Consider the following 12,463-nt stretch of genomic DNA (forward strand, 5'->3'; position numbering starts at 1 on the left):
CTCCAGGTCGGCTGGAGTGGATCCGCAGCGGGATTGCAGCGCTCCTGCAGCGGGATTGCAGCGTTCCTGCAGCGGGATGGTCAGCCGGGCCCGGCGGCGCCGTACACCCGCAGGGCGTCGGCGACCGAGACCCGCAGCGCGGCCGCCGCCACCACGTCGCCGCCGCGGTCGTACGCGTCGGCGAGCTGCTCGTCGATCCGGGCCGCGGTCACCGGCTGCGCGGACACCTCGGCGGCCGAGCGGGCCTCGCGCAGGCAGTCCCGGGCCGCCGCGGTCCGGCCCGCCAGCAGGTGCAGCCGGCCCAGCGCGTACCCGGCGGCGGCCACCCGGGCCGGGTCGGCGCCGGACCGGGCCGCCGTCAACGCCTCCTCCAGCACCGGCCGGGCCGGCGCGTGCCGTCCCTGCTCGGCCCAGATCGCGGCCAGCTCCCGATCGGTGTCCCGGACGCCGTCCTCGTCGCCCAGCCGGCGCAGCACGTCCCGCGCCTGCTCGGCGCGCTCCTGGGCGGCCGCCGGATCGCCGGTGGCCAGCAGGGCGCGGGACGCGACCCGCAGGACCGCGGCCACGCCCCGTTCGCTGCCGGCGGCCCGGTAGTGCTCCTGCGCCGCGGCCAGGCATCGACCGGCGGCATCCGGGTCACCGCGGTCCAGGTGCGCCAGAGCGGCCTGCCGCCGGGCCCAGCCGGCGGTGACCGGATCGTCCGCTCCGGCCAGCACCGTGGCGCGGTCGAGCAGGTGCTGTGCCTCCGGGCAGCGGCCCAGCCGCCGCCCGGCAGCGCCGAGCGCGGCCAGCGTCCGGGCCTGACCGAGCCGGTTGCCGGACGTGGTGAAGGCGTCCAGCGCGCCCCGCAGCAGCGGCAGCGCGCCGGCCGGACGGTGCAGCCCGAGTTCCAGCAGGCCCTCCTCGCCCATCAGCAGGCCCCGGTCGTCCGGGTCGTCGCCGGCGGTGCGCAGAGCCGGGCGCACGGCCGCGGCGTCCGGACCGCACGCGGCGCGCAGGGTGGCGGCCAGGTGAACGGTCATCCGGGCGTCGCCGCGTGCCGCCGCGGCCGTCACCGCCGCCGCGACGGTCAGCCGCTCGGCGCGCACCCACTGCCGGGGGCGGTCGCCGACCAGCCGGTCCAGGTCCGTCACGGCCGGCGCCGGCGGCTGCGGACGGTGCATCCGCAGCTCGTCGGACCAGGCTGGGGACGCCCGGGTGGCCAGCTCGGCGACCCGGGCGGCCAGCGCCTGCACGTCGTCAGCGGGGTCGGCGGCCCGCTCGCGGGCGTAGAGCCGGACCAGACCCGGCATCCGGTAGCGGACCTGCCCGGCCCCGTCCACCCCGGTGCAGGTGAGCAGGTGGGCGTCGGCCAGGGCCTCGACGAGCGCCTCGGCGGCCACCTCGCCGACGCGCAGCGCCGGGGCGAGGACCCAGGCCGCGAAGTCGGCGGCGGCGGAGCGCCCGAGCCAACCCAGGGCCGCGCGCGCGTCCGCGGACAGCCCGCGGTGGGCCGGTTCGAGGCTCGCCCGGACGCCGCCGGAGCCCAGGGTCAGCTCGTCGAGCCGGCGGTGCTCGGCGGCGAGCCGGTCGGCGAGCACGGTGAGCGGCCATCGGCGCCGGGCGGCCAGGCGGGCGCCGGCGATCCGGACGGCCAGCGGCAGGCCGTCGCAGGCCACGACGATGCGCCGGGCGGCCTCCGGTTCGGCCCGCACCCGGTCGTCCCCGGCGATCCCGGCCAGCAGCTCCGTGGCGGCGCCGACCGGGAGCACGTCCGGCTCGGTGCGCCCGGTCACCGGCAGCCCGGCGAGCCGGTTGCGGGAGGTGATCAGCACGGCGCAGCCGGCGGCGCCGGGCAGCAGCGGCCCGATCTGCTCCTCGTCCCGCGCGTCGTCGAGTAGCAGCAGCACCCGCCGCCCGGACAGCAGGGTGCGCATCTGCGCGGCACGCTCGGCGACGCTGTCCGGCAGCGGACCCGCCGGGGCGCCCAGCGTCCTCAGTAGGGCGGCGAGCACGGCCGCGGGTTCGGCCGCCGCGTCGGCGGTGCCGCCGAGCTGCGCGTAGAGCTGGCCGTCCGGGTAGCCGGCGGCAAGCTGATGCGCGGCGTGCAGGGCCAGGGCGGTCTTGCCGACGCCGGCGGCGCCGGTGACCACGTGGACCGGCATCCGGCCGGACCGCTCGGCCGAGGCCGCCGACGCGAGCAGGGCGGCGAGCTCGTCGGCGCGGCCGGTGTAGTCGCCCGGGGCGGGCGGCAGCTGCGCGGGCGCGAGGGGCCGGGGCGGCGCGGGCTCCGGCCGCCGGGACGGCGCGGTGGGTTGCGCGGTCACCGGTGTGCCCGCCGCAGCGGTCGTGCTCCCCGTCCGCCCGCCGGTCAGCGCGACCGATGTGGTCGGGGCCGATGCGCTCGCGGGCGATGCGCTCGCGGGCGATGTGGTCGGGGCCGGTGCGCTCGCGGGCGATGTGGCCGGGGCCGGTGCGGGCGGTGCCGGAGCGGGCGCGCCGAGCAGCCGGGCGTCGCCGCGCAGTACAGCGCTGTGCACGGCGGACAACTCGACGCCCGGCTCGACACCCAGCTCGTCGCGCAGGATCCGGCGCCCTTCGCGGTACACCGCCAGCGCGTCCGCCTGCCGCCCCAGCCGGAACAGAGTGATCATGAGCTGGCCGCGCAGGCGTTCGCGGAGCGGGTGACGGGCGAGCAGCGCGGCGAGCTCACCGGCCAGTTCCGCCAGCCGGCCGACGGCGAGGTCCACCGCCACGCGCTCCTCGACCGCCTCCAGCCGCAGCTCGTCCAGGCGGGCGGCCTCGCTGCGCAGCGGCCCGGTCGTGGCGCCGACCAGTGCCGGCCCGCGCCACAGCGACAACGCTTCGCGGTACAGCGCGGCGGCGTGGTGGTGCCGGCCGTCGCCGGCCGCGGCCCGCGCGTCCCCGACGGTTCGCAGGAAGACGTCCCGGTCCAGGCGGGGAGCGGCCAGGTCGGCGAGGTAGCCCCACGGCTTGGTGAGGATCACGGAGCCGCCGCCGTACGCCTTGAACCGGTTGCGCAGCCCGGAAACGTAGGTCTGCACCAGCGCCCGCGCCGTAGCCGGCGGCCGTTCGTCCCAGATCGCGTCGATCAGCCGGTTAACCGGCACCACCCGGCCCCGTTCGACCAGCAGCGCGCCGAGCAGCGCGCGCGGTTTGCCGCCGCCCAGCTCCACCGGCCGGTCGGCGCTCCAGGCCTCGATCGGCCCGAGGACGCGGAATTCCACCTGATCTCCTCTACGCTCGGCGGCCGCGAACGCGGCCCCGGCGCGTCGAGGGGCGCTCAGCGACGCTGGGACCATCGTCGGCGCCCGCTGCGGCCACCGACAGAGCCCGGCGATGGACACCAGCGGCCCTGACCTGAAACGGCCAGGCGGCGCACGCGGCTGCCGACGACCGCGACCGGCTTCCGGTCGCGGTGCGTCCAGGGGAAACGCACCGATCCGGTACGACCTGAGGGCCCCGCCCGCAGGCTCTCCGCCGCGTCCCGTGCGATCACGACCGGACGTTGGCCTCCAGCCACTGCCGCAGCGGCCGGCTGGCGCGCAGGAAGCCGGCGATCCGGTTCCGGGCCGCCGCGGTGCCCAGCCAGGCGGCCGGCGGCCACTCGATCCAGGTGGTCAGGCCCCGGTGGCGCAGCAGCGCGACCCGTGGATGATCGCGTGGATAGCCACGGGGCGCGGTCTTGAGGCTGTCGTGCCCGCGTACGCCGATCCCGCCGCTCTCGATGGCCGCGATCAGCTCGGTCAGCTCGGTGCCGGTGCGTTCGCCGGCCACCGCGCGGCGGTACCGGTCCAGCTCGTCGGGCTCCATCCGGTAGGCGCCGGAGCCGGCGGCCAGCCCGTCCGCGGACAGCTGGATGTACCCGCCGAGCGCCAGCCACGCGCCCAGGTGCGTCTTGTACGGCGACTTGTCCTTGCTGAAGCGCACGTCCCGGTACGGCCGGAAGATCTTGCCCGGTCCGAACTCCGGCTCCAGCTCGGCGAGCAGCTCCCGCATCGGCCCGCGCACCCGGTCCTCGTAGAACGCCAGGTGCTCGGTCCAGTACGTCTTGGAGTTGTCGGCGGCGAGTCCCTCGTAGAACTCGAGGGCCTCGACCGGCCAGCCACGGAACGCCACCCACCGATTCTGCGTCATGCGCATCGCCGGGCGGCGTGATCAGCGCGACGGCAGGCCGAGGCGGTCGAGGATCTCGCGCAGGCGGTGGCGGCCGGCCATCGACTCCGGGCCACGCAGCCGGGTCAGCACCCGCTGGCTCCAGTCGCCGCCCAGGCCGTACCGGCGGTGGTAGGCGGCCAGTCGCCGGTCGTAGGCCGGGATGTGCGCGTCGGCGGCGGCCGCGTCGTACACCTCCCGGTGCAGCACCGCGGCCTGCGGCAGCCGCGGCTTGACGCCGGCCGCCTCGGACGGGTCCGGCTCGCCGACGGCCAGGCCGAACGCCGCGACCGTGTGCGGCGGCAGGCGCAGCTCGGCCGCGACCCGCTCCGGGTGGTTGCGGAACGCGCCGACGAAGACCGAGCCCAGGCCGAGTGACTCGGCGGCGAGCACCGCGTTCTGGGCGGCGAGCGCGGTGTCGACGAAGCCGATGAGTGTGCTCTCCAGGTAGTCGGCGGCGGCGACCGCGGTCCCGGCGCGCTCGCCGAGGCGGCGGGCCCGGCCCAGGTCGGCGATCCAGACCAGCAGCAACGGCGCCCGCTCGACGAAGATCTGCTCGCCGGCGAGCGCGGCGAGCCGGGCGCGCCGCTTCGGATCGCGGACCGCGATCACGCTCCACGGCTGCAGGTTCGACGAGGTGGGCGCCGACTGGGCGGCGGCGATCAGCGCGATGAGCTCGTCCTCGGTGACGTCGCGGGCGGTGAAGCGGCGCACCGACCGGCGCGCCAGTTGCAGGCGCAGGGTGTCGGTGAGCACGCCGAGGCGGGCGTCGGGGTCGCCGTAGCGATCGGTGACGAGCGTGTCGGACATGGGGCTCCTGCCGGCCGGGATCCGCTGGAGATCACGACGCGTTTCGCGGGCGGGGGTGGCGCCGGACCTGATTCATATATTAGCTATAGAGGAGGTAGGAAAAACCGGGAGGGCGCGCTGATGGGTTCCGAATTTCTCTGGTACATCCCCAACCAGGACCGTCCCGGTCACCGCGGCGACGACGTGGTGACCGGGCACAACAGCCTCGACACGCTCACCGAGCACGCCCGCGCCTGCGAGCGGCACGGCTGGGGCGGCGCGCTGATCGGCACCGGCTGGGGCCGGCCGGACACGTTCACCGTCGCCACCGCGCTGGCCGCGCGCACCACGACGTTCCGGCCGCTGATCGCGGCCCGGCCCGGGTACTGGCGGCCCGCGCACTTCGCCTCGGCCGCCGCCACACTGCAGCACCTGACCGGCGGACGGGTGCTGATCAACATCGTGTCCGGCAAGGACAACCTCGCCGCCTACGGCGACACCGAGGGCGACCAGGCCCACCGGTACGCCCGGACCCGCGAGTTCCTGCGCATCGTCCGCCGGCTGTGGGCCACCACGGACGTCACCTATCACGGCGAGCACTTCCAGGTGGCCGGCGCCACCGTGGTGCCGCGCCCGGCCCAGCCGCCGCGGCTGTACTTCGGCGGCGCCTCGGCTGCCGCCGAGCGGGTCGCCGCGGCCGAGGCCGACGTGCAGTTGTTCTGGGGCGAGCCGCTCGACGGCGTACGGGAGCGGATCGAACGTCTCCGGACGCTCAGCGCCGAGCTGGGCCGCGAACATCCGCCCCTGGAATTCGGCCTGCGCGTCACCACGCTGGTCCGCGACACCACCGAGCAGGCCTGGGCCGACGCGGAGGCGAAGGTCGCCGAGATGGCCCGCCGGCAGGAGGCGGACCCGATCCGGCACGGCGCCGTCGGCCAGCAGCGGCTGCTCGACCTGGCCGCGCGCGGCGAGGTCCTCGACGACAACCTCTACACCGCGCCGGGCCGCTTCGGTGGCGGCGGCGCCGGCACCACCTGGCTGGTCGGCTCCGCCGCGGACGTCGCCAAGTCCCTGCGCAGGTACCAGGACCTGGGCATCAGCCACTTCGTGCTGTCCGACACGCCCTACCTGCCGGAGATCGGCAGGCAGGGCGATCAGCTGCTGCCGCTGCTCAGAGCTTGAAGCCGGCGACCAGCTCGCGCAGCTCGCTGCTGGTGCGGGCCAGGTTCGCCGCGTTCTCCTGAGCCTGGTTGACCACCGTCGTGGTGGTGCCGACCGCGGTCGCCACCCCGGCGATGCTGGTCGCGATGGTCGTGCTGCTGTCGGCCACCTCGGCCACGTTGCGGCCCATCTCGCTGGTCGTGGCGGTCTGCTCCTCGACGGCCGCCGCGATCAGCGTCTGGAAGTCGCTGATCCGGGACACCACGGCGCCGATCTGGCCGATGGCGCCGACCGCGTCCGAGGAGTCGGCCTGGATCGCCTGGACCAGCCGGCCGATCTCGTCGGTCGCCTTGGCCGTCTCCTGCGCCAGCTCCTTCACCTCACCGGCCACCACCGCAAAGCCCTTGCCCAGCTCACCCGCGCGGGCCGCCTCGATCGTCGCGTTCAGCGCCAGCAGGTTCGTCTGCTCGGCGATCGAAGTGATCATCTTGACGACGTTGCCGATCTCGGCGGACGACTCGCCCAGCTTGCCGACGGTCTGGTTGGTCCGCTCCACCACGCCGACCGCCTCCCCGGCGACCTGCGCGGCCTCGCCCGCGTTCCGGGCGATCTCGTCGATCGCCAGGGTCATCTCGGAGCTGCCGGCCTGCAGCGTCTGCACGTTGCCGGAGACGTGGTCGGCCGACGTCGCGACCGCGTTAGCCTGCGAGTTCATCTCGGCGCTGGCGGCGGCGATCCGCGCGGACACCTCCGACAGCTCGTGCGAGGCGGCCGACACCGTGCCGGCGTGCCCGGCGATGGCCGACACCGTGTCGCGCAGCGACTGCGCGGTACGGTTCACCGCGTCGCCGAGCACCCCCAGTTCGTCCTGGCGGTCCAGGTCGACGCGGGCGGTGAGGTCGTAGCCGGCGAGCCGCTTGAGCGCCGCCAGCACCTTCGCCAGCGGACCGGTCACCGAGCGGGTCACCCAGACGCCCATCAGCACCCCGAGCACCACCGCGAGGGCCAGCGCGACGACCATCATCCGCACCGCGGCGTCGCGGGTCTGCTCGACGTCGGCGCGCACCGCCTCCACCCGGGTGTTGACCGATTCGTCCAGCGCCGCGGTGATGTCCAGCACCTCCCCGTACGCCTCCGACGCCTCACCGCCGTTGATGCTGGTCATCGCCTTGGCCCGGGCCGCGCGGGTATCCGCCGCCAGCCACCGCATGACCTGCTCGTCCCAGTCGAAGAAATCGTCCCAGGCCGGCTTCAGCTTGGCGAACTGCGCCCGCTCGGCCGCGGTCATGGCGGTCGTGTCGGTGGCCTCCAGCCCGGCGTAGATGGCGTCCTTACTCTTCATCTCGCCCTGCCGGTTGAAACCGTCCGGGCCCGTCGCGTACGCGTAGCCGAACGCGCCCGCGTCCGCGACCACCAGGCCCTGCCAGCCGGTCACGTCGGCGGCGTTGTACTTGACGGCCTGGATGTCGTCGCGCACCCGCTCCAGCGCGGCCAGCTCCCGCTGGGCCGAGGCCTGCTGCCGCAGCCCCCACCAGCCGACTCCGGCCGAGGTGACGATCAGTGTGGTCAGGACAAGGTAGGACGTGCCGAGGCGTTTGCCGACACTCACGTCGCGGATACGCATGCAGATCTCCCCGAGTTGAACACGCTGGAGGCGTGCTGACCCCTAGTCGGCCGCCGGCGTGCCGGGTTGAGGGTTCCGGGGCGGCCCGGCTCCGCAGTCGCGCCGGGGCGGTGGCGCGGGCCGGGCCGGGGCGGTGGCGCGGGCCGGGCCGGGGCGGTGGCGTGGGCCGGGCCGGGACGGGACGGTGGCGTGGGCCGGGGGCGGTGGCGTGCGCCGCGCCGGGACGGTGGCGTGCGCCGCGCCGGGACGGTGGCGTGGGCCGGCCGGGACGGTGGCGTGGGCCGGCCGGGGCGGTGGCGCGCGGCAAGCGGCGCCGCGTCAGGGCGAAGTGACCGGCTCCACCAGGGCGAACGGGACGTTCAGCAGGCCCGGGCGGGTCTGCACCTGGTAGCGGGTCCGGCCCTGCTTGACGATGGTGCCGACCAGGCCGCCGTACCTGCCGCCGCCCTTGAGCCGTACCCGGTCACCGACCCGCGGCCGGAACGGCGGCGCGGCGGCGGCGCCCCGGATCCGGGCCAGCTCGGCCACGTAGTCCGGATGCATCGGGGCCGGATGCTCCCGGTAGGTCCAGGCGAACAGCGCGGACCGGTCGAACGCCGGCGAGCACCGGCGGCACGACCGCACCCGGACCGGCCGGCGGTGTGCCGTGGTGCGGTGCCCGGCCCGGCACACCCCGGTCCACGCGCCGGCCACCCGGGGCGCCTCCTCCGGTACGCAGCGGCGCCCGGAGCAGCCGATGCGGATCGCCGTCGCCCGCCACACCGCGTCGTGACCGTGGCGCGGACCGGCGAGGGCGTGCGCGATCTCGTGCAGCACCGTCTCGGTCACCTGTTCGGGCGAGTACAGCCGGACCAGCGGGCGGGAGAGGCCGATCTCCTTGCGGTCGGCCCGGCACACCCCGGCACGGGTCTTGGCGTCGTCGAAGGTCAGCCGCCATCCGGTGAGCCGGTGCCGGGCCATCAGGCCGACGGCGAGCTCACGTGCGTCGCTCAGGTCCAACCGTGCCGCTCCCTTCCGTCCCGACCATGATGAACGGTCGGCGCGGGGCGGTGACGGCGGCCCCGGCGCCCCGCCGGGACGTCCGGCCGCCGGTGCCGCGCCGCGTGCGGGCGAGCGGCGGGCCCGGGGCGCGCGGCGGCCGGTACCGAGCGGCGGGCCCGGGGCGCGCGGAGGGCGGTACCGAGCGGCGGGCCTACTCCGGCGGCAGGGCGGGCAGCAGCTTGTCCAGCCGGGCCGGGAAGTCGCGGATCCGGACCCCGGTGGCGTGCCAGACGGCGTTGAGGATGGCGGCCGGGGAACCCACGATGCCGATCTCCCCGATGCCCTTGCTGCCCATCGGGTTGAGCTGCTCGTCCGCGGGCTCGTCGAGCCACTCCGCCTCGATCCGCTCCACGTCGGCGTGCGCCGGGATGTGGTATTCGGCCAGGTCGTGGTTGACCCAGGCGCCGACCGACGGGTCCAGCACGCCCTCCTCGTGCAGGGCCATGCCCATCCCCATGATCATGCCGCCGAGGAACTGGCTGCGGGCGGTACGCGGGTTCAGGATGCGCCCGGCGTCGTACATGCCGTACAGGCGGGACACCCGGATCTCACCGGTGACCGCGTCGACGCGGACCTCGGCGAAGTGCGCGCCGAAGGCGTGCCGCTGTTCCCGCTCGCCTCGCCGCAGCAGCTCGGTGGTGTCGAACAACACCTCGTCCCGGCCGGATTCGCGCAGCTCACGGCAGGCGCCGGTGACCGCCCAGCCCCACGAGGCGCTGCCCGAGGAGCCGCCCGCCACCGACGCCTGCGGCAGCGTGCTGTCGCCGATCCGGATCCGCACCCGCTCGACCGGCACGCCCAGCTCGTCCGCGGCGATCTGGGCCAGCACGGTACGCGCTCCGGTGCCCAGGTCGGCGGCCGCGATCGCCACCTCGAACCGGCCGTCGCCGAGCGCCCGCGCCCGGGCCGCGGACGGCTGGGCCATCGCCGGATAGGTCGCGCCGGCCACCCCGGTCCCGATCCACCAGTCACCGTCGCGCCGCCGGGCCGGCCGCGGATCCCGGCCGGCCCAGCCGAAGCGTTCCGCGCCGGCGCGCAGGCACCGCAGGTAGCCGGGGTTGCCGGCCGACGACCGGATCCGCAGCTCGACCGGGTCCACCCCGAGCGTCGTGGCGAGCTCGTCGAGGGCGCACTCCAGCGCCGCCATGCCGGGCGCCTCCCCGGGCGCGCGCATCCACCGGGGCGTGGGCATGTCCAGGCGGACGACGCGGTGGCCGGTGCGCCGGTCCGGTACGGCGTACATGTGCCGGGTCGCCACTGCGGTCTGCTCGGCGAACTCGAACAGCCGGCTGGTCTGCGAGTACGCCTGATGGTCGATCGCGGTCAGGGTGCCGTCCGGGCCGGCGCCGAGACGGATCCGCTGGATCGTCGGGGTGCGGTGCCCGACCAGGCTGAACATCGCCTGCCGGGGGAGCGCGACCTGCACCGGCCGGCCGGTGACCCGGGCGGCCAGCGCGGCCAGCACGGCGTTCGGGCGGGCGGTGCCCTTGGATCCGAAACCGCCGCCGACATGCTCGGTGATCACCCGTACCCGCTCCGGCGGCAACCCGAAGACGGTGGCCAGGGTGGCGGCCACCCCGGACGGGTGCTGGTTCGAGTCGTACACGAGCAGCTCGTCGCCGTGCCAGCGGGCGATCGTGGCGTGCGGTTCCATCGGGCTGTTGTGCAGCGCCGGGGTGGAGTAGGTGACGTCGACCGTCACCGGCGCCGCGGCCAGCGCCGCCTCGACGTCACCCTCGGCGGTCTCGGCCGGGAACGCCGGGTTGACCTTCTCCGGCGTGTACAGGCCCGGGTGGTCGGTGCGCAGTTCGACGTCGTGGTCCTCGGCGGTGATGTCCAGCTGGACGACCTGGGCGGCGTGCCGGGCCGCCTCCAGCGACGCGGCCACCACCAGGGCGACCGGCTGGCCGCGGTAGCTGATCCGGTCGGACTGCAGGACGGCCAGCTCCGGGTCGTCGGCGCCGGCCAGTTCCGGGGCGTTGCCGTACCAGAGCACGGCGAGCACGTTCTCCTCGGCCGGGTCGCTGAGGACCGCGTTGAGGCGCCCGCGCGGGACCGGGGACGGCACGATCCAGCCGTACGCCGGCTCGTCCTGCGGATATTCCGCGGCGTACCGGGCCGCGCCGGAGACCTTCGCGGGTCCTTCCAGGCGGGCCAGCGGCGCGCCGACCGCCCGCGGAGTCGTCGTCGTCATCGGTCCTCCCCGGTCAGGGCGGTCAGCACCGCGGCGGTGAGATTGCGGATCAGCGGGACCTTGTACGCGTTGTCCCGCAACGGCCGCGCGGCCTCCAGCTCGGCGTCCGCGGCGGCCAGGAACGACGCGCGGGTCGCCGGCCGGCCGCGCAGCGCCTGTTCGGCGGTGTACGCCCGCCACGGCTTGTGCGCCACCGCGCCGAACGCCAGGCGCACCTGTTCGACCAGGCCGTCGCGGGTCTGCAGGGCGGCGGCGACCGAACCGACGGCGAACGCGTAGGACGCGCGGTCGCGGGCCTTGCGGTACGCCGAGCGGGCCGCGACCGGCAGCGCCGGCAGGTCCACCGCGGTGATCAGCTCGCCGTGCTGCAGCGTCGTGTCCCGCTCGGGGGTGTCGCCGGGCAGCCGGTGCAGCTCGGTCACCGTGACGGCGCGCGCCCCGGCCGGGCCGTCGACGCGCACCACCGCGTCCAGGGCGGCGAGCGCGACGGCCATGTCCGACGGGTGCGTCGCGATGCACGCCGGTGAGCCGCCCAGGATCGCCAGGTTGCGGTGGTCGCCGTCGCGGGCCGGGCAGCCCGAGCCGGGCGTGTGCTTGTTGCACGGCATCGAGGCGTCCATGAAATACCGGCAGCGGGTGCGCTGCAGCAGGTTGCCACCGGTCGTGGCCATGTTGCGCAGCTGCCCGGAGGCGCCGGCGAGCAGGGCCTGGCTCAGCGCCGGGTAGCCGGTGCGGATCCGGGGGTCCGCGGCGAGGTCGCTGTTGCGTACGCCGGCGCCGACGCGGAGCCCGCCGTCCGGCAGCTTGCTCACCTCGTGCAGCGGCAGCCGGTTCACGTCGACGAGCACGTCCGGGGTGGCCACGCCCAGCTTCATCAGGTCGACCAGGTTCGTGCCGCCGGCCAGGAAGACCGCCCCGGGCTCCAGCCCGTCGGCGAGCCCGGTGGCGGCGCGGTACGCGAACGTCTTCACCGGCCCGCCGCCTGCCGGATCGCCGGCACCATGTTCGGGTACGCCCCGCAGCGGCACAGGTTGCCGCTCATCCGCTCGCGGATCTCCGCGTCGCTGAGCGGGTCCGCGTCGCCGTCGCCGGTCACCGCGCTCGGCCAGCCGCGGGCCACCTCGTCGAGCATGCCGACCGCCGAGCAGATCTGCCCCGGCGTGCAGTAGCCGCACTGGAAGCCGTCGTGTTCGAGGAAGCCCCGCTGCACCGGGTGTGGTTCGCCACGATGCCCGAGCCCCTCGATGGTGGTCACCTCGGCGTCCTGCTGGGTGATCGCCAGGATCAGGCAGCTGTTGACCCGGCGCCCGTTCAGCAGCACCGTGCAGGCCCCGCACTGGCCGTGGTCGCAGCCCTTCTTGGCGCCGGTCAGGTGCAGCCGCTCCCGCAGCGCGTCGAGCAGGGTGGTGCGCGGGTCCAGGCCGACCAGGTGGTGCTGGACCCCGTTGACGGTGAGACGCATTCCCGCCCGATACCCCGGCGCGCGCGAATCAACCTCG

Annotated in this window: 9 protein-coding genes; 1 reads left to right on the forward strand and 8 read right to left on the reverse strand. The window is 75.8% G+C overall.

The features are described 5' to 3' along the window. Window positions 1-80: 80 nt before the first annotated feature. The 3 genes from ACTEI_RS14020 to ACTEI_RS14030 form a co-directional block, all read right to left on the reverse strand. A complete protein-coding gene (locus ACTEI_RS14020; RefSeq protein ID WP_164465942.1) occupies window positions 81-3,227 on the reverse strand; it encodes an AfsR/SARP family transcriptional regulator in 3,147 nt (1,048 codons plus the stop codon). A 268-nt stretch (window positions 3,228-3,495) separates the two neighbouring features. Next, window positions 3,496-4,137, reverse strand: a complete 642-nt coding sequence (locus ACTEI_RS14025) for a DUF2461 domain-containing protein (RefSeq protein WP_122978064.1) — start codon at window positions 4,135-4,137, stop codon at window positions 3,496-3,498. A gap of 21 nt (window positions 4,138-4,158) precedes the next feature. Next, the gene (locus ACTEI_RS14030; protein WP_122978065.1) at window positions 4,159-4,965 is read right to left on the reverse strand and encodes an NADPH-dependent oxidoreductase; all 807 of its coding nucleotides are present in this window, start codon (window positions 4,963-4,965) and stop codon (window positions 4,159-4,161) included. A gap of 120 nt (window positions 4,966-5,085) precedes the next feature. Here ACTEI_RS14030 and ACTEI_RS14035 point away from each other — a divergent pair, with 120 nt between their 5' ends. Next, the gene (locus ACTEI_RS14035) at window positions 5,086-6,126 is read left to right on the forward strand and encodes an LLM class flavin-dependent oxidoreductase (RefSeq protein ID WP_122978066.1); all 1,041 of its coding nucleotides are present in this window, start codon (window positions 5,086-5,088) and stop codon (window positions 6,124-6,126) included. On the opposite strand, the gene ACTEI_RS14040 is transcribed toward ACTEI_RS14035, so the two are convergent. The 5 genes from ACTEI_RS14040 to ACTEI_RS14060 all read right to left on the reverse strand — a co-directional run bounded on the left by ACTEI_RS14040 (window position 6,116) and on the right by ACTEI_RS14060 (window position 12,426). Then, window positions 6,116-7,729, reverse strand: coding sequence for a methyl-accepting chemotaxis protein (locus ACTEI_RS14040; RefSeq protein WP_122978067.1), 1,614 nt, complete (start codon window positions 7,727-7,729; stop codon window positions 6,116-6,118). The two genes, ACTEI_RS14035 and ACTEI_RS14040, sit on opposite strands and share 11 nt — an antisense overlap. A 318-nt stretch (window positions 7,730-8,047) precedes the next feature. After that, window positions 8,048-8,728 (reverse strand): SprT-like domain-containing protein, encoded by a 681-nt coding sequence (locus ACTEI_RS14045; protein WP_122978068.1) that lies wholly within the window; start codon window positions 8,726-8,728, stop codon window positions 8,048-8,050. A gap of 193 nt (window positions 8,729-8,921) precedes the next feature. Continuing rightward, window positions 8,922-10,964, reverse strand: a complete 2,043-nt coding sequence (locus ACTEI_RS14050; protein WP_122978069.1) for a xanthine dehydrogenase family protein molybdopterin-binding subunit — start codon at window positions 10,962-10,964, stop codon at window positions 8,922-8,924. After that, a complete protein-coding gene (locus ACTEI_RS14055; RefSeq protein WP_122978070.1) occupies window positions 10,961-11,935 on the reverse strand; it encodes an FAD binding domain-containing protein in 975 nt (324 codons plus the stop codon). Before ACTEI_RS14055 ends, ACTEI_RS14050 begins: the two co-directional genes overlap by 4 nt. After that, entirely contained in the window at window positions 11,932-12,426 is a 495-nt protein-coding gene (locus tag ACTEI_RS14060) for a 2Fe-2S iron-sulfur cluster-binding protein (RefSeq protein WP_122978071.1), read from the reverse strand. The genes ACTEI_RS14055 and ACTEI_RS14060 overlap by 4 nt, the downstream gene beginning before the upstream one ends. Between the last annotated feature and the right edge of the window lie 37 nt (window positions 12,427-12,463).

This window comes from Actinoplanes teichomyceticus ATCC 31121 (genome assembly GCF_003711105.1).
In the GTDB taxonomy this organism is placed as follows: domain Bacteria; phylum Actinomycetota; class Actinomycetes; order Mycobacteriales; family Micromonosporaceae; genus Actinoplanes; species Actinoplanes teichomyceticus.